Source organism: Pseudoxanthomonas sp. CF125 (assembly GCF_900104085.1).
Taxonomy (GTDB): domain Bacteria; phylum Pseudomonadota; class Gammaproteobacteria; order Xanthomonadales; family Xanthomonadaceae; genus Pseudoxanthomonas_A.
This window is the reverse complement of sequence record NZ_FNLD01000001.1, coordinates 1841547-1859085: the sequence shown is the minus strand read 5'-3', so window position 1 is coordinate 1859085 and position 17539 is coordinate 1841547. Positions and strand designations below refer to the sequence as shown.

The 17539-nt window shown below is 62.7% G+C and carries 12 protein-coding genes; 9 read left to right on the top strand and 3 right to left on the bottom strand.

Annotation, left to right across the window (positions count from 1 at the left end; translation table 11 throughout):
* Positions 1 to 259: 259 nt before the first annotated feature.
* The gene (locus tag BLR66_RS08320; RefSeq protein ID WP_093283126.1) at positions 260 to 2428 is read left to right on the top strand and encodes a RelA/SpoT family protein; all 2169 of its coding nucleotides are present in this window, start codon (positions 260 to 262) and stop codon (positions 2426 to 2428) included.
* 123 nt (positions 2429 to 2551) lie between these two features.
* Positions 2552 to 2932, top strand: a complete 381-nt coding sequence (locus BLR66_RS08315; RefSeq protein ID WP_093283122.1) for a RidA family protein — start codon at positions 2552 to 2554, stop codon at positions 2930 to 2932.
* Positions 2933 to 3091: 159 nt separating this feature from the next.
* Here the strand turns inward: BLR66_RS08315 and BLR66_RS08310 are convergent, their stop codons facing one another.
* Positions 3092 to 4138, bottom strand: coding sequence for an AraC family transcriptional regulator (locus BLR66_RS08310; RefSeq protein ID WP_218119607.1), 1047 nt, complete (start codon positions 4136 to 4138; stop codon positions 3092 to 3094).
* A gap of 151 nt (positions 4139 to 4289) precedes the next feature.
* On the opposite strand from BLR66_RS08310, the gene BLR66_RS08305 reads away from it, so the two are divergent.
* The 7 genes from BLR66_RS08305 to BLR66_RS08275 all read left to right on the top strand — a co-directional run bounded on the left by BLR66_RS08305 (position 4290) and on the right by BLR66_RS08275 (position 14270).
* Positions 4290 to 5525 carry a parallel beta-helix domain-containing protein gene (locus tag BLR66_RS08305; protein ID WP_093283119.1) on the top strand — a complete coding sequence of 412 codons (1236 nt, stop codon included), beginning with the start codon at positions 4290 to 4292 and terminating at the stop codon, positions 5523 to 5525.
* Positions 5526 to 5534: 9 nt separating this feature from the next.
* The gene (locus BLR66_RS08300) at positions 5535 to 6674 is read left to right on the top strand and encodes an SO2930 family diheme c-type cytochrome (RefSeq protein ID WP_093283113.1); all 1140 of its coding nucleotides are present in this window, start codon (positions 5535 to 5537) and stop codon (positions 6672 to 6674) included.
* 76 nt (positions 6675 to 6750) lie between these two features.
* Positions 6751 to 9195 (top strand): TonB-dependent receptor, encoded by a 2445-nt coding sequence (locus BLR66_RS08295; RefSeq protein ID WP_093283109.1) that lies wholly within the window; start codon positions 6751 to 6753, stop codon positions 9193 to 9195.
* Between the two features lie 104 nt (positions 9196 to 9299).
* On the top strand, positions 9300 to 11405 hold the full coding sequence (recG, locus tag BLR66_RS08290; RefSeq protein ID WP_093283104.1) for an ATP-dependent DNA helicase RecG: 2106 nt from the start codon (positions 9300 to 9302) through the stop codon (positions 11403 to 11405).
* A 90-nt stretch (positions 11406 to 11495) separates the two neighbouring features.
* Positions 11496 to 12434, top strand: coding sequence for a nucleoside hydrolase (locus BLR66_RS08285; protein WP_093283101.1), 939 nt, complete (start codon positions 11496 to 11498; stop codon positions 12432 to 12434).
* A 73-nt stretch (positions 12435 to 12507) separates the two neighbouring features.
* Complete coding sequence (locus BLR66_RS08280) at positions 12508 to 12756, top strand: type B 50S ribosomal protein L31 (protein ID WP_093283098.1); 249 nt, start codon at positions 12508 to 12510, stop codon at positions 12754 to 12756.
* 224 nt (positions 12757 to 12980) lie between these two features.
* Positions 12981 to 14270 (top strand): citrate synthase, encoded by a 1290-nt coding sequence (locus BLR66_RS08275; RefSeq protein WP_093283095.1) that lies wholly within the window; start codon positions 12981 to 12983, stop codon positions 14268 to 14270.
* 73 nt (positions 14271 to 14343) lie between these two features.
* Here the strand turns inward: BLR66_RS08275 and BLR66_RS19480 are convergent, their stop codons facing one another.
* Together BLR66_RS19480 and BLR66_RS19190 are read right to left on the bottom strand one after the other, a co-directional pair.
* Positions 14344 to 16275 carry an XVIPCD domain-containing protein gene (locus BLR66_RS19480; protein WP_143014587.1) on the bottom strand — a complete coding sequence of 644 codons (1932 nt, stop codon included), beginning with the start codon at positions 16273 to 16275 and terminating at the stop codon, positions 14344 to 14346.
* Positions 16276 to 16317: 42 nt separating this feature from the next.
* Positions 16318 to 17535, bottom strand: a complete 1218-nt coding sequence (locus BLR66_RS19190; protein WP_176943797.1) for a hypothetical protein — start codon at positions 17533 to 17535, stop codon at positions 16318 to 16320.
* Between the last annotated feature and the right edge of the window lie 4 nt (positions 17536 to 17539).

The following is a 17539-nucleotide window of genomic DNA, read 5'->3' as shown; positions in this document are numbered from 1 at the left end:
AAAAGAAAGCCGCCCTACGGTGCGCCCGGCGATGAAGCCGCCGGGTCCGCAAGCGGGCCGGGAATTTCCGTAAGACACATCCTGTGTCTACGGAAACGGCGCACATCCCTGTGCGCCGCCCCTGCGGGGTTTACCCGTCCCGCTTGCCGCGCCTCACGGGGTTCCTAAAGCAGCATCGCCGGCAACGGCAACCAACTGCCCTTGCTTCGCCATCGCACATTAATTTGCCGTTATATGCCCGCTGGCATAGGCTTGGGGCATGTCCCCCAGCCGCCCCGCTAAAACTGTCTCTTCTGTTCCCTCCCCGGACGACGGGGTGCCGGAATACCTGCGCCAGTTGGAGCGTGCGGCCAGCTACCTTCCAGCCGAACAACTGCCGCTGCTTCGGCGCGCTTGGGAAGTGGGCGCAGCCGCCCACGAGGGCCAGACCCGCAAGTCGGGCGAGCCCTACATCACCCATCCGGTTGCCGTGGCCCAAGTGCTGGCCGAACTGGGGCTGGATGTCGAAACCCTGATCGCCGCGATCCTGCACGACACCATCGAGGACACGCCGCTGACCCATGCCGAGATCGCCGAAGGTTTCGGCGAATCGGTCGCCGAGCTGGTGGACGGCGTCACCAAGCTGGACAAGCTGCATTTCCGCGACCGCCAGGAAGCGGCGGCCGAGAGTTTCCGCAAGATGCTGCTGGCCATGTCGCGCGACCTGCGCGTGATCATGATCAAGCTGGCCGACCGCCTGCACAACATGCGCACGCTGGGCGCGCAGAGTCCCGAGGCGCGCAAGCGCATCGCCAAGGAAACCCTGGACATCTACGCGCCCATCGCCCAGCGGCTGGGCATGAACCTGGTCAAGTCCGAACTGCAGGACCTTGGTTTCCGCGCCATGTATCCGTGGCGCCACGCCATCATCGACAAGCACATCCGCAGCCAGCCGGTGGTGCGGCGCGAATCGATGGCGCAGATCGAAGCGCACCTGTCGCAGCGCCTGACCCGCGATGGACTGGAACACCGACTGGTCAGCCGCATCAAGACGCCCTGGAGCATCTACAACAAGATGCACGGCGAAGGCAAAAGCTTCGACCAGGTGATGGACGTATTCGGTTTCCGCGTGGTGGTGGACAGCGTGCCGCATTGCTACCAGGCGCTGGGATCGGTGCATGCGCAGTACAAGCCGCTGGACGCGCGCTTCCGCGATTTCATCGCCATTCCCAAGGCCAACGGCTACCAGTCGCTGCACACGGTACTGTTCGGGCCTTACGGTTCGCCGATCGAGGTGCAGATCCGCACCATGGAAATGGACCTGATCGCCGAACGCGGCATCGCCGCCCACTGGACCTACAAGTACGGCGCGCAAACGCCCAACAGCGCGCAGAGCCGCGCCCATGCCTGGATCATGGAGCTGATCGAGAACCAGCGCGCCGCCGGTTCGTCGCTGGAATTCCTGGACAACGTGAAGGTCGACCTGTTCCCGGACGAGGTCTACCTGTTCACGCCCAAGGGCAAGATCCTGTCGCTGCCGCGCAGTTCCACCGCGCTGGATTTCGCCTACGCCGTGCACACCGACGTGGGCAACCAGGCGGTGGCTTCGCGGGTGGACAAGAAGCTGGTGCCGCTGCGCACCAAGCTGGCCAGCGGCCAGAGCGTGGAGATCATCACCGCCAAATCCGCGCTGCCCAAGCCGCAGTGGCTGGAATTCGTGGTCACCAGCAAGGCGCGCACCGCCATCCGCCACCAGCTCAAGCAGCTGGAGCACGAGGACGCGGTGCAACTGGGCCACCGCATGCTGGATCGCGCACTGGAAGATCTGGACAGTTCGCTGGAGCGTTTGCCGCAGCAGCGGTTGGAGGCGTTCCTGGCCGAGCACCGCTATCCACGATTGGAAGCGTTCCTGGCCGACGTGGCGCTGGGCAACTGGATGCCCACGCAGGCCGCGCAGGCGCTGACCGCTTATGCCGAGCTGCGCGGCGGCGGCCATTCCAAGCATTCGCAGGAAAAGATCCTGATCAACGGCACCGAGCGCGGCGTGGTCAGTTTCGCCAACTGCTGCCAGCCCATTCCCGGCGACGAGATCATGGGTTATCACACCGCCGGCAAGGGCATCGTGGTGCACCGCCTGGATTGCCCCAACGTGGTCGAGTTCCGCAAATCGCCCGAGCGCTGGATCCCCATCGATTGGGACACCAACGTCACCGGCGATTACGACGCTTCGCTGCTGATCGATGTGGAAAACCGTCCCGGCGTACTGGCCCAGGTCGCCGCCGCGGTGGCCCAGAGCCAGTCCAACATCGATCGCGTGGAGTATCTGGAACGCGACATCAATGCCGCCGTGCTGCGTTTCTCCATCCAGGTGCGCGACCGCAACCATCTGGCCGAAGTGATGCGCAGATTGCGCCGCCTGGGCGTCGTCCACGGCGTCAGAAGGCAATAACGTCCTTGGTTGTAGGAGCGGGCCCTGCCCGCGAGCTCTTGGCGACATCCAACCGAAGCAAAAGCTCGCGGGCAGGGCCCGCTCCTACATAGAATGTGTGCACGTCCCGCTTATGGAATCGCCATGACCCGCCAGATCATCCAGACCGACCATGCTCCCGCCGCCATCGGCCCCTATTCGCAAGCGGTGCGCAGCGGAAACACGGTTTATTTCTCCGGCCAGATTCCACTGGATCCGGCCACCGGCAATCTGGTGGAAGGCGACATCGCGGTGCAGGCCCGTCGCGCGTTCGACAATCTCAAGGCGGTGGCCGAAGCGGCGGGCGGTTCGCTGCCGCAGATCGTACGTCTGGGCCTGTACCTCACCGACCTGGGCCAGTTCGCCGCGGTGAATGCGGTGATGCAGGAATATTTCAATGCGCCGTTTCCTGCGCGGTCCACCGTCGAAGTATCGGCGCTGCCCAAGGGCGCGGTGTTCGAAGTCGATGCGGTGATGGTGCTCTGACGTAGGTCGGGGCTACGCCCCCGACGCGCCTGACCCGACGGAAACGTGGGAGCGGCGTCCCGCCGCGAGCTTTTGATCCTGCTTTACGCGCCGGTCGCAAGACCACGGAAAGAGCTCGCGGCGGGACGCCGCTCCCACGCTTGGTTACTTGCTTTCCGTTCACGCCATCTGCTCGCGCGCTTCGCTGGGCGTGTGCCCCGTCCAGCGCTTGAACGCGCGCCGGAACTCGCGCGCGTCGGCGAAGCCGATGCTGGTACCGACCTGGCTGATGGTCAGGTTGTGGTCGTGCAGCAATTCCAGCGCGCGCTCGGTGCGGATGCGGTCGTGCAATCGGCTGAAGCTGATCCCGTCGGCGGCCAGCTGACGGCGCAGCGTGCGTTCGCTCAGGTGCATGACCCCGGCGATGGCGGAAAGCGGCGGATTCTCGCGCACGTGCTGGCGCAGGAAGCGTTCCACCGTCGCCGACAGTTCGCTTTGCGGTGAGGCGATATCGGCCAGTTGCCGCTGGCACAGCTCCAGCACCTGGCGCGCGTTGACCGCGTTGTAGGTGGGAAATTCCAGCGCCATCCATTGGCTGTCGATCACCATCAGGTTGCGCGGGCGATCGAACTGCAACTCGCACTGGAACAGTTCCGTGTACTTGTCGGCATAGGCGGGCGCCGGATAGGTCAGCTCCAGCCGCAAAGGGCGGAACTGGGGGCCGATCAGTTCCCGCGCCACCATCAGCGAGCTGGCGAACATCTCCTCGCACAGGAACGGCAGGATCGCCGGTACGGCGACCGGCGCGCGCGCAGTCATCGCCACTTCGCCGTCGGTGCTGGTCTCGGTGTCGATATCCAGCATGGCGCCGGTGGTGCGCTGGTAGGTCATGCCCAGCAGAACCGCTTCGCCGAAGGTCGGCGCGGTCTTCATGGCCAATCCCAGCAGGCCGAAATTGCCGACGTTCTGCCGGCAGCCCACCTGCAGCCCCAGATCGGGCTGAGCCAACGCCGCCAGTGCGCGCGCCACGATCTCGCTGGCCTGGCGATAGGACACCCGGGTGGCGGGGTCGTCGATCTCCTGCGGGTCCAGGCGCATGCCTTTGAACCAAGGCGCGCTGTCCATTCCCTGCTCGCGCGCCAGCTGCACCAGATGGCACAGCATGTTGGTCGGAATGACCGCCGCCGCCAGCCGCGTTTCGCTGACCGGGTCTGTGGTGACGCGCATCGAAGCCCCTCCAGCTTGTCCGCTTTGCCCCCCCAAGTATGCCGCTCCTGCCCTCACTCCCGTCAAGGATGGCGAACCAGACTGCATCACCACCTCTGTGTGGATACGCGGCCGTATGCGCCGCCACCGCCGATATTCCGGGAGATTCCAGATGCGACAGCACGTCGTGGTAGTTGCCTTGTTGCTGGCGCTGAGCGCTTGCCAGAAAGACCAGACCGCGCCGGCAAGCGCGGCTGTCGCCGCCGGCGATGCCGGTTTCGTCGCCACCCTGCACGAGCGCCTGCTGGACGCCAAACCGGGCGAGGTGATCGAGATACCCGCCGGCAAGTTCTCCTTCGACCGCAGCCTCACCTTGCGTGCCAATGGAGTGACCATTCGCGGCGCGGGCATGGACAAGAGCGTGCTCAGTTTCAAGGGCCAGAAAGCCGGCGCCGAAGGCCTGCTGGTCAACGGCGACGATTTCACCATCGAGAACCTGACCATCGAGGATTCCAAGGGCGATGGCCTGAAGATCAGCGAATCCAAGAACATCACCATCCGCAAGGTCAAGGTGCAGTGGACCGGCGGCCCCAGCACCAAGAACGGCGCCTACGGCCTGTATCCGGTGCTGACGAAAAACGTGCTGATCGAGGATTCGGTGGCCATCGGCGCCTCCGACGCCGGCATCTACGTGGGCCAGTCCGACGGCGTGATCGTGCGCCGCAGCCGCGCCGAATCCAACGTGGCCGGTATCGAGATTGAGAACACCATCAACGCCGACGTGTACGAGAACGTGGCGACCAGGAACACCGGCGGCATCCTGGTCTTCAACATGCCCAACCTGACCCAGCAGGGCGGCAACATCCGGGTGTTCAACAACAAGGTGATCGCCAACAACACCGAGAATTTCGGCGCCAAGGGCACGCCGGTGGCCAGCGTGCCGGCGGGCTCGGGCATGGTGGTGAACGCCAACGACGACGTGGAGATCTTCGACAACGAGATTTCCGATAACGCCACCGCCAACTTCATCATTTCCAGCGTGTATTCCACCGGCTACAAAGATTCCAGCATGGCCAAGGATTTCGATCCGTATCCGGAACGCATCTACGTGCACGGCAACAAGGTCAGCGGCGGCGGCGATTCGCCCGACGGGCTGGATCTGAAAGCGCTCAAGGTGGCGATGTTCGGACTGGGCGGAAGCTTTCCCGACGTGCTGTGGGACGGTTACTACAACAAGGACCGCAAGGTCGATGGCAAGGCCGCTACGGGTCCGGAAATCTGTCTGCGCGATGTCAGCGGCGTGGTCAATGCCGACGGTCCTGGCGGTTACAAGAATCCGAGCAAGGACGCCAAGCCTTTCGAATGCGATCTGCCGCGGCTGCCGGCGGTGGATCTGGGGCGTGGTTGAGGTCGGGTGATGCAGTTTCGCGGTTTCGCATTGCTTGCTTTGGTGTCGCTGCTGTCGGCGTGCGGAGGCGAAGACGCCGGCGTGCGTTTCTTCGCCGAGGGACAGCCCAAGGCGTTGAGCGAGTGGCGCACGCTCAAGGTCGAAGACGGGCGTCTGTCTTTGAACGAAGGCGTAGTGCCGTACGATCTCAATACGCCGCTGTTCAGCGATTATGCGCACAAGCTGCGCACGGTCTGGATGCCGAAGGGCAAGTCCGCGTCGTACGCGGCGCAGAACAGTTTCGCCTTTCCGGTGGGCACCATCATCAGCAAGACGTTCTATTACCCGTTGCCCGGCGACGGGAAGTGGGACGGCAAATCGGTGGCGCGCACCGTCGGCAACGACGATCTTCAGAACGAGACGCTGGATCTTTCGAAAGTGCGCCTGATCGAAACCCGGCTGCTGGTTCGCCGCGAAGGGGGTTGGGAAGCGATGCCCTATGTCTGGAACGAGGCGCAGACCGAAGCCACCCTTAAACGCGCGGGCGAACTGATCTCTCTCGAGCTGGTGGACGGCGATGGCGGCCGCGAAGCGGTGGACTACCAGGTTCCCGACCAGAACCAGTGCGCCAGCTGCCACGCCACCGACAACAAGACCCGCGCGCTGCATCCCATCGGACCGAAGGCGCGCAATCTCAATCGCGATTTCGCCTATGCGGCCGGCAGCGAGAACCAGATCGCGCATCTCGCACGCGTCGGCTACCTGACCGGTGCGCCCGATCTCGCCCAGGCGCCGCGTAATGCGAATTGGCGGGACGCCGCTCACGCCAAGCTCGAAGATCGCGCGCGCGCCTATCTGGACGTCAACTGCGGCCACTGCCATAGCCAGACCGGTCCGGCGATCACTTCCGGCATGTGGCTGGACGCGGCCATCGACGATCGTCTGAAGCTGGGTTTCTGCAAACAACCGGTGGCGGCGGGCAAGGGCACGGGCAATCGCCTGTACGACATCGCGCCCGGCCAGGCCGATGCTTCGGTACTGGTGTTCCGCATGGACAGCGACGACCCTTCGGTGATGATGCCGGAACTGGGGCGCTCGGTCGTCCACCGCGAAGGCGTGGAGCTGATAAGGGAATGGATAAACGCGCAGCAGGGCGCATGCGATAGATGAGGGTAGCGACGGACTAATTCGGCGTGGCGATGTCTCAGCGACGATTCGCCGCATAGCAATCAACGGGGAGAGAGCGATGAAGTTGATCCAACGTGGACTGGTAGTGGGAATGCGGCGCGCCTTGTTCGGCGGATGCCTGCTGGCGGTATCGACAGGAACGGCCTGGGCGCAGCAGACCGAGGCGGCGCCGGCAGAAACCGATGCGACCACGCTGGACCGCATCCTGGTCACTGCGCAGAGCCGTACCCAGGAACTGCAGGACGTGCCGATAGCACTGCAGGTGCTGGACGACCGCATGATCCAGGACGTGGCGGCCGAAGACCTGGGCGACCTGGACAGCTTCGTGCCGGGCCTGCAGATCAACAGCGTGCAGCCCACGCAACCTTCTATCGCGCTGCGCGGCATCAGTACCGACGATTTCGGTATTGGCACCGATCCGGCCGTGGGCGTGTTCATCGACGGCGTCTACACCGGGCGCAGCGGCGGCATCTTGCTGCCGCTGACCGATGTGGAACGCATCGAAGTACTGAAGGGCCCGCAGGGCACTTTGTTCGGCCGCAACACGGCTGCGGGCGCGGTATCGGTGATCACCAAGCGGCCCAGCAACGAGACCGAGGCCGCGGCCAAACTCAGGTTGGGCAACTATGGCAAGCAGTACCTGGAAGCGATGGCCAACATCCCCCTGAGCGACCGCGCCGCGCTGCGCCTCAACGGCCTGCTGAACACCAGCGACGGCTGGTTGCAGGACGGCGCAACCGGCAAAGACCTGGGTGGCGACAACGTCTGGGCCACGCGTGCGGCCTTGCAACTGGGCATCACCGACAACACCACGGCGCTGCTGAGTTGGGACCACGAGAGTCTGGATCAGCTCGGGCGGCCCACCACCGGCATCGTGCCGTTGCCCCCGGCGCCGGGTTTGCCGGTCGCTCCAGCCGACCCGCTGACTTATCTCGATCCGCGCGACATCGACACTTTCAACGACACCGCCGCCAGCGCCGAGTGGCGCACCTTCGATGGCGTCACCTTGATCGTCGATCACGGCTTCGAATGGGGCCATCTGACTTCCACCACCGCCTGGCGCCAGTTCGATGCGCTCAATCGCGTGGAAGAGGACGGTACCAACCGGCCCAACCTGTATCTGGATTCCACCAACAGCGAGTCCAACGAGACCAGGTATCAGGAATTCAAGTTCAGCGGCGCCACCGATCGGCTCGACTGGGTGGCGGGAGTGAGCTACTACGAAGAGGAAGCGAATCAGACCAGCGAGATCAACACCACTACTACCGCGGTGGATACGGCGGTGTCCAATCTGGGTCTGGCGCCGACGCCGGACGGCACGCTGTTCGGATTCTTCTCCCAGGTGCTGGGTTCGTTCGGCATTCCGCTGACGCTCATGGACCATGCCTGGAACGAGCAGTTCTACAACACGTTGAAGACGAAATCGTATGCCGGTTTCGGCGACGTGATCTGGCATGTCAACGACAAACTCAACCTGACCTTCGGCCTGCGCTATACCCGCGACGAGAAGGACTTCAGCTGGTTCAACGACATCCGCAATGCGCCCACCCTGGACGCCACGCTCGATGCGTTGGACGCGGCTGGATTCTTCGCCCTGGCCGGCGTGCCGAAGGAATTCTTCATCTTCGACCTGGCCTTCATCGATCCGCCGGCGATGATGAATAAAGGCGTGACCAATCGCGCCAGCAAGTCTTGGAGCGACTGGAGCCCGCGCCTGGTTGCGGACTATCACTTCACCGACAATTTGATGGGCTTCGCCTCGCTGGCCAAGGGCTACAAGGCCGGCGGCTACAACGCCTTGCAGATCGGCAGCGAGTTCGACAACGAAGACGTGTGGAACGCCGAAATAGGCATCAAGCACACCTTGCCGGAGGCGCGTCTGGCCTACAACGCATCGGTATTCTCCTATCGCTACGACAATCGCCAGTCGATCCGTCTGGACAACACCAGCACTATCCCGCGGTTCGTCGTGGATACCGGCGACGTGGAAGCCTACGGCGTGGATTTCGACCTGCGCTGGCAGGTCAGCAATGCGTTCGGCATCGATTTCAACGCCGAGTACATCAACTCCAAATACAAGGACTACAACGTCAACACCGCTGCCGGGTTGCTGGATCTCAACGGGCAGCCCACGGGCGAGCCGTCGTGGTCGGCGGCGGTGGGCGGCCACTACACCTGGAACCTCGGCGATGGCGGCGACCTGCGCCTGGCCTTGCGCCACGCCTATCGCGGCGCCTGCCGCAGCAACGACTACAACCGCGGTTCGGGCGACTGCACAAGCCTGCCCAATTTCTCCACCGGAGAATCGCAGAACCGTACCGACGTCCGCCTGGGCTGGTCTTCGGCCCGCGGCCACTGGAACTGGGCGGTCTACGCCAACAACGTGTTCGACAACCAGTACGTCGGCCAGCTGAACGTGTACGGCCGCGAGGCCTTCGGCACGGTGGGCGCGGTGGTCAGCGAGCCGCGCACCTACGGGATGGAAGTAGGGGTGAAGTTCTGACCTGCGGAGATCCCGGCGCTTCCAATGCCTGGAGCTCCGTTCTGACACGCTGGCGCGGCGAATCCTGACTGGCGTTAATCCGGTGCGGTCGGCATCCTAGTCAGATGCCGTCCGCGCCACGCAGCGAAGAACCCGCCTTCAACCAGCCCATCGCCGGACAACTCGCCGGCGTGGGCCCGCGCGTGGCGGAAAAACTGGCGGCGCGCGGATTGTTGACGCTGCAGGACCTGTGGCTGCACCTGCCGCTTCGCTATGAAGACCGCACCCAGCTCACGCCCATCCGCTCCCTGCAGCCGGGGGTGCCGGCGCAAGTGGAAGGCCGGGTGGAGGCAGTCGAGCGCGGTTTCCGTTATCGCCCGCTGCTGCGCGTGGCGATCGGCGATGAATCGCACGCCACCCTGGTGCTGCGCTTTTTCCATTTCCGCGCCGCACAGGTCGCGCAGTTCGCGCCGGGCGCGCTGGTCCGTTGCTACGGCACGCCCAAGCCGGGGCAGAACGGTTTGGAAATCGTCCATCCCAGCTACCGGGTGCTGGGCGAGGGCGACGCCGCATCGCTGGGCGAAGAACTGGACCCGGTCTATCCCGCGGTCGAAGGCATCGGCCCGGCTTCGATGCGCAAGCTGATCGGGCAGGCGCTGGATCGCCTGCCCGATGAAGCTTCATTGGAACTGCTGCCGCCCGAAATGTTGCGCGGCCTGCAGTTGCCTTCGCTGCGCCAGGCCCTGCTGGGCATGCACCGGCCTGCACGCGATGCCGATGTCGCCGCGCTGGCGACCGGCACCCATCCCGCACAGCGCCGCCTGGCGCTGGAAGAGCTGCTCGCGCACAACCTGAGCCTGCGCCGGCAGCGCATCGCCTTGCAGCGTCACCACGCTCCTGCGCTGGCGGGCAAAGGCAAGCTCGCTTCGCAACTGCGGTCGGCATTGCCGTTTTCGCTGACCGGCGCGCAACGGCGCGTGTTCGCGCAGATCCGCCACGACCTGGCGCAACCCTCGCCGATGATGCGGCTGGTGCAGGGCGATGTGGGCAGCGGCAAGACCGTGGTCGCGGCGATGGCGGCCATGCTCGCGGTGGAAGCAGGCAAGCAGGCTGCGCTGGCCGCGCCGACAGAATTGCTGGCTGAGCAGCACCTGGCCAACCTGCGCCAATGGCTGGAGCCGCTGGGTATCCGCGTAGCGTGGCTGGCCGGCAAGGTCACCGGCAAGGCGCGCACCGGCGTGTTGGCGGAAGTCGCCTCCGGCGCGGCGCAAGTAGTGGTCGGCACGCATGCGTTGATGCAGGAAGCGGTCGTCTTCCACGATCTGGCCCTGGCCATCATCGACGAACAACACCGTTTCGGCGTGCACCAGCGCCTGGCGCTGCGCGACAAGGGCGCTTCCGGCCGATCGGTGCCGCACCAGCTGATCATGACCGCCACGCCCATTCCGCGCACGCTGGCGATGGCGGCGTACGCCGACCTGGACGTATCCGCCATCGATGAGCTGCCGCCCGGCCGCACGCCGGTGCAGACCATCGCCTTGAGCGGCGAACGGCGGCCCGAACTGGTGGAACGCATCCGCGCGGCCTGCGCCGAAGGGCGGCAGGCCTATTGGGTGTGTACGTTGATCGACGACAGCGACGAAGTCGTGGCGCAGGCGGCGCAGGGTACTTACGAAGCCTTGTCGGCGCAGCTTCCCGGCGTGCGCGTGGGACTGGTACACGGCCGCATGAAACAGGCAGAGAAGCAGGACACGATGCGCGCCTTCAAGGCCGGCGACATCGACCTGCTGGTGGCGACCACGGTCATCGAGGTAGGCGTGGACGTGCCCAACGCCTCGCTGATGATCGTCGAGAACGCCGAGCGCCTGGGCCTGGCGCAACTGCACCAGCTGCGCGGACGGGTAGGGCGCGGCGCGGCGGCTTCCAACTGCGTGCTGTTGTACCAGGCGCCGTTGTCGCTTATGGCCAAACAGCGGCTGGCGACCATGCGCGAAACCAACGATGGCTTCGTCATCGCCGAGAAGGATCTGGAACTGCGCGGCCCCGGCGAGTTGCTGGGTACGCGTCAGACCGGCCTGGCCGCCTTCCGCGTGGCCGACCTCGCGCGCGATGCAGGCATGCTGCCGCTGGTGCGCGAACTGGCGGACCGGTTGCTGGCCGATTCGCCGGACGTCGCCGACCGGATCATCGCGCGCTGGGTGGGCGGCGCGGCCAGATACGCGTCGGCGTAGGTCGGGGTTACATCCCCGACGGGCGCAATGCGTCGGGGACGTAGCCCCGACCTACGTGCGAAACTCCATCATCGAATTGGAAGACGAAACATGACCGACAAGATTCCCCTGTTGATCGACACCGACCCCGGCGTAGACGACGCTCTCGCCCTGTTGATGGCGTTCAACGATCCCGATCATGAGTTGGTCGGCCTGACCATCGCCGCCGGCAACGTCGGCCTGGATTACACCGTGCGCAACGCGCTCAAGCTCTGCGAAATCGCCGGGCGCCAGGACGTGCCGGTCTACGCCGGCTGCGCCGATCCGCTGCTGCATCCGTCGGTCGACGCCGCGCATGTGCACGGGCGCGATGGCTTCGGCGATATCGGCTTCGACCCCGCCACGCGCCAGGCCGAGGCCGAGCACGCCGCGCTGGCGATCCTGCGCCTGTCGCACCAGCATGCCGGCCGATTGCTGCTGGTCGCGCTCGGCCCGCTGACCAACATCGCGCTTGCGCTGAAGCTGGACCCCACGTTGCCCCAGCGCATCAAGCGCTTCGTGGTCATGGGCGGGGCGGTCAGCGCCCACGGCAACATCACCGCCGCGGCCGAGTTCAACGTCGCCTTCGATCCGGAAGCGGCGCATATCGTTTTTCAGGGGTTCCCGCATATCGACCTGGCCGACTGGGAAGCGGTGATGGCGCACGGCTTCCTGCATACCAAGGCCGAGCAATGGCTGCAGGCGGACTCCCCGCGGGCCCGTTTCTACAACCAGATCTCCCTGCAGACCCGCAACTGGTCGGCCGACCGCCGCGGCGACCATTGGCACTCGGCCGACGCCCTGGCCATGGCCTATGCCCTGCAGCCGCAAGGGGCCCAGGAGCTGCTGGACCGCCCGGTGGCGGTGGAGCTGGCCGGCACCCTGACCCGCGGCGCCACCGTGGTGGACTGGAACCGCCAGCACGGCAAGCCGGACAACGCGACCCTGCTGATGCGCTACGACCAGGCCCGTTTCGAGGCCCTGGTCCAGGCTGCCCTGGCGGCCGGTTGAAGGGCGGGTTGCACGGAAGGGCGGCGGCGGGCTAAAATGCCGCTCTTCACTTCCCTAGATACCTGGTGCCGCCATGAAGGCCGACATCCATCCCGAATACCGCGACGTCGTCTTCCAGGACGTCACCTCCGATTTCAAGATCCTGACCCGTTCCACCCTGGCCTCCAAAGAGACCGTGAAGTGGGAAGACGGCAACGAGTATCCGCTGATCAAGGTGGAAATCTCCTCCTCGTCGCACCCGTTCTACACGGGCCAGCACAAGGTCATGGACACCGGCGGCCGCATCGACAAGTTCCAGAAGCGCTACCAGCAGGCGAAGTAATTCCTGCAGCGCCGCTGTACCGGACGGCCGCGCCCAGCGCGGCCGTTTTCGTTGCGGCGCCATGACACTCCGTTCTCATCCTTTGGTCTGAACTCCGCGTTCTTTTGAGCGACGGCTCCAAAACGCGTGTGCGATAATTCGGCCATCCAGCGTCAACACGGCCTGGACTCCCGTCCCGCGCCGCCGGCATCGCCGACCGGCGCATCCCCACGAAGGAGCGCACTGTGTCAGAACTCGACCAGGCCACATTGACCGCCGGCGAAAAATCGGTGGTCATGCCGGTACTCAAACCCACGCTCGGCAATAGTTGTGTCGACATTTCCAAGCTGACCAAGGAAACGGGTCTTTTCACCTACGATTCCGGCTACACCGCAACGGCCAGCTGCAAGTCCGCCGTCACCTACATCGATGGCGACGCCGGCGTGCTGCTGTATCGCGGCTACCCGATCGAGCAATTGGCCAAGAACTCCAGCTTCCTGGAAGTGGCGTATCTGCTGATGAACGGCGAGCTGCCCACGGCGGACGAATTCGCCAAGTTCGACCATGAAGTCGCGCATCACACGATGATGCACGAGGCCTTCAAGAACTTCCTCGGCGGTTTCCGCCACGACGCGCATCCGATGGCGATGATGGTGGGAATGGTCGGCTCGATGGCCGCGTTCTACCACAACACGTTGGACCTGGAAGACCCCGAGCAGCGCCGCCTGGCCGCGATCCGGCTGATCGCCAAGGTGCCGACGATCGCGGCAGCCTGCTACCGCTATTCGATCGGTTGGCCGGTGCGCTTCCCGCGCAACAACCACGCCTACGTGGATCGCTTCCTGCACATGATGTTCGAAGTGCCCAGCGAGCCGCTGGACCTCAATCCGGTCGCCGCCAAGGCGCTGGATCTGCTGTTCATCCTGCACGCGGACCACGAGCAGAACGCTTCCACCTCCACCGTGCGCATGGTCGGTTCCACCGGCGCCAATCCGTACGCCTGCGTCGCCGCCGGCGTTGCCGCGTTGTGGGGCCCTGCGCATGGCGGCGCCAACGAGGCCGTGCTGAAGATGCTGGCCGAGATCGGCAAGCCGGAGAGCGTGAGCTCGGCGATCGACAAGGCCAAGGACAAGGAATCGGGTTTCCGTCTGATGGGCTTCGGCCACCGCGTCTACAAGAATTTCGATCCGCGCGCCAAGATCATCCGCGAGATGACCCACGAAGTGCTGGCCGAACTGGGCGTCAACGACCCGATGCTGGAAGTGGCGTTGCGTCTGGAAGAGGCTGCGCTGAAGGACGACTACTTCGTGCAGCGCAAGCTGTACCCCAACGTCGACTTCTACAGCGGCATCATCTACAAGGCGCTGAACATCCCCACCGAGATGTTCACGGTGATGTTCGCCATCGCCCGCACGGCAGGCTGGGTGGCGCACTGGCTGGAGCAGCAGGTCGACCCGGAAGCCAAGATCGGCCGTCCACGTCAGATCTACACCGGCTACGCGGAACGCGACTACAAGGGCATCGATCAGCGTTGATCGGTTCGGTTGGTGCAAGAGAAAAAACGCCCCGCATTGCGGGGCGTTTTTCTTATGCGGAGCAGGCAATACCCTAAACGCTGTGGACGGGCCCGCTGCGGCTTTGGGACACCTGTTCCTGCTGGGCCAGGAACTGGGCCTGTGTCTGTGCGTGTTCCTGCGTGGCATGTTCGAACTGCCGGTAGGAGTCCTCCGGCGGGGTCGCGGCTGCCCGCTGCGTCTCGGTCGCGCTGTAGCGGGTGGCTGGATTGTTGGGATCGCCTTGGTAGGCGATGAGGTTGCCGTTCAAGTCCGGCTTGCCGGTGGCGTAGTCCTCGCTGAATTCCAGTGCAGTCACCTTGGTCATCCCGGAGCGCCGGGCGTCGGCCATGACGCAAGCGGTGGTGCGATCGAGTTGCTGATCGGTCAAGGGTATTCCGTGGTCGGCATACAATGAGCGAACTTGATCGCGTACAGATTGATTCATGACGTGGTCTGGGTGGTCAGGATCACGTGGATCACGGGCAGTACGGTCCGCTTGGCTGGGTCCGGATAGGTTGACCCCAAGGGTACCGTTCTCAAAATTCTTTACAACGATCTTTTCGCGCAGTGTCTGATCTGTTGCGGTACTGTCCGTAATGGTCAGGTCGCCATTCACCAGTTCATAAGTGTAACGACCGTCCACACTACGATATGCGTTCTCGGGATCGGACTGCTCACCGGTGCCGCCCGTAAGCTGGCGACCGCCCCATCGCACTTCACCCTGCCGGTCACTATCCTGAATAACGTCGCCATTGCTCACGACGTAGGTATCGTGCCCTTGTCCTCCTTGGAGCTGGTCGCTACCTTGCCCGCCGATAAGAACATCATTGCCGCGCCCACCCTTGAGAGTGTCATTGCCTCCCATGCCGATCAACAAGTCGTTGCTGTCTATTTCCACATCACTCTGCGTCCGCGTAGCATCGAGCGTAGCGACGTGATCGGGGTCAACGTCTTGAATGGTAGTGTTACGCTGTTCGCGCCGCACTGCATTCTGCGTTCTAGTGTTGCCAGGATGGTCTCGATCTACTGTGGCAGTATCTTGACGGTCACGCCCTTGATCGAGGTAGATGCGGCCTGCACCGAAATTGGCATCGGTCAATCGGTCGGCAAGGTCAGGATGCTGTTGTCGTAACTCTTGGAGCAGCGTAGTGCGAGCCGGGGCGAGCGCCTCAGCAATTGTTTGCACGCGGCCATATTCACCAACTAAACCCGGATAGTCGCGATTCGCTTCTGCGATACGATTACGACGGGCGACATCGCCCTCGATAGTGGTGCCGAAATTGCGCTCTACGCGATCAATTTCATCGCGATGGAGTTGATACATTCGATACACATCACGTGCCTCTTCGGACGTGATGTTACTGGGGTCATCGTAGAGACCAAAGGTTTGTGCTTCGGCGAATCGCCGCTTACGTAACCCACCCTCGTTAGATGCTGCATCTGGGTATTGATGTTGCAGGCTGTCGCTTCCCCAGCAGTTATAACGCATCTGAAACCAGGCCTCGGCTCGATTGCCGTCCCGGATTGCATCTATCACAGGATGTTCAGGTACATTTTGAACGGGTATGCCGTTCAGCATGCCAACACCACGATTATAAGTAAGCGATACTACTGCGACTCGTTCATCAGAAAGAGGCATGTTGAGACGAATCGCAGGCGCCTCGTATTCGCGGAAAGATGCTCGTAGCAATTGGCTGGACTCGGCCTCGTTCAGAACTCTTGGAAACGCCAGTCCGAGACGAGTACGGTCTGCAGCCCCGGCATCATCGATAGCTGCCAATGATTGCCATTCTTGTTGTGTAAGATTGATGCCAGAGTTGCGCCATATTTCGACGTTGTTGTCGCGATTGAAGGTGTAGCCCCATCCGATCGTCGCTCGGCCATCGCCCACGTCCTGGGCATGAGCATGGAGCCCTTCGGTACCGATGATGGTTGTGCGCAATTTGCGCTCATATTCAGCTTGATCGAGCTCCCTATAGTCCATGCTGATTTCTCCTTTTTAAATCCGTCCTTAGCGGCCACTTGGTTAGCGGCATACTTGCGCAGCAGAATCTCTAGTTAATACATCGTCAAGCGCGACGATATCGATATCACCATCTGCGGGCCGAACAGTATCGCGAATCTTCCAGCGCATGCAGTTGCCATGAATGGAGGCCTGTACGAGATAGATCGCTCCGCTGCGCAGACTTTCTATTGTGAGTATTGCCGTATCTCCAATTGCGATGCCATGTATTACGCCGCCTTCATCAACTTGCGCTAAACGAACGCGCGCTCCAGAGGATTCACCATTCACTCTGTCGCCTTCTTGGATCAGATCAGCTGAAAACCCACCACACTCTGCTTCAGGCGCAGTCTTGTCGCACCATTTCACGGACCATTCGCCACTGAAATCTGTCTTCAACTTCTGAATCGGATGATCGGAAACGGACGCGGATGTCCGTTGCAAGCCGCTGTTGCATAGATGAATATTTGTTCTTGCGGCTTTGATAATGGCTAGGTACTGATTCGCCACCGACGGTGGCGGCCAATTCTCTACAACCTCATTATCATCCTTCCTAGCATCAACGATGTAGGACTCAAGTGTTCTCAAGCAGGAAGAGTTGAGTCCCAATTTATGCTGTGTAATTGCGATGTCGTTTCGGATTCCTCCTTCTTCTTGCCATTCAAGTACGGATAAACAATCTTCCAAGATGGGGGACAGCTTAGACAGTGCCGTCTTGTATTGCTTCTGATCGTAAAGTTGCTTGAACTCGATCCTCGTGAATTCAATTTGCCCGGAGCGGCATCCTTCTTTGGCCTTCAGGTATAGACCTTCAAACCCGCCATTCACGCCGCAAAAATGCCTGCATTCCTCTGGAGTATTCGTGGACACTGCAATGGCACCATCAGATTCTGCAAACTTCACGACACAGGAGGTATTTCCGCGATAATCAACCGCGATGCCGTTTTCATTGAAAACTTTTCCACTGAGATCGCAGACATTCTCGCCTGTGACAGACTGGATGTTAAATGAAGTCGACTTCCCAACTTGCTGGGAAATGATGAGCTGCCCCCAGCCCTTAGCGGTGACATACTCGCCCTCTTGTAGCGAGTTGGCTGAATCTGTTTTCTGTTTTGCTTCGGCTGTTGCTGCTCGTACATCTACATATGCAGGTGTTTTGGTATCTTGAGCGGCAGACGGGACAGACGCTAGAGCTGCGATATGGTAGAAAGCGATGGTCTTTAGCCATGATGGAGCATTCATATCT

Coding starts and splice junctions, on each gene's coding strand:
- recG (WP_093283104.1), top strand. CDS start 9,300: ATGCCGTCCGCGCCACGCAGCGAAGAACCCGCCTTCAACCAGCCCATC.
- BLR66_RS08285 (WP_093283101.1), top strand. CDS start 11,496: ATGACCGACAAGATTCCCCTGTTGATCGACACCGACCCCGGCGTAGAC.
- BLR66_RS08300 (WP_093283113.1), top strand. CDS start 5,535: ATGCAGTTTCGCGGTTTCGCATTGCTTGCTTTGGTGTCGCTGCTGTCG.
- BLR66_RS08320 (WP_093283126.1), top strand. CDS start 260: ATGTCCCCCAGCCGCCCCGCTAAAACTGTCTCTTCTGTTCCCTCCCCG.
- BLR66_RS08295 (WP_093283109.1), top strand. CDS start 6,751: ATGAAGTTGATCCAACGTGGACTGGTAGTGGGAATGCGGCGCGCCTTG.
- BLR66_RS19190 (WP_176943797.1), bottom strand. CDS start 17,535: ATGAATGCTCCATCATGGCTAAAGACCATCGCTTTCTACCATATCGCA.
- BLR66_RS08315 (WP_093283122.1), top strand. CDS start 2,552: ATGACCCGCCAGATCATCCAGACCGACCATGCTCCCGCCGCCATCGGC.
- BLR66_RS08280 (WP_093283098.1), top strand. CDS start 12,508: ATGAAGGCCGACATCCATCCCGAATACCGCGACGTCGTCTTCCAGGAC.
- BLR66_RS08305 (WP_093283119.1), top strand. CDS start 4,290: ATGCGACAGCACGTCGTGGTAGTTGCCTTGTTGCTGGCGCTGAGCGCT.
- BLR66_RS08310 (WP_218119607.1), bottom strand. CDS start 4,138: ATGCGCGTCACCACAGACCCGGTCAGCGAAACGCGGCTGGCGGCGGCG.
- BLR66_RS19480 (WP_143014587.1), bottom strand. CDS start 16,275: ATGGACTATAGGGAGCTCGATCAAGCTGAATATGAGCGCAAATTGCGC.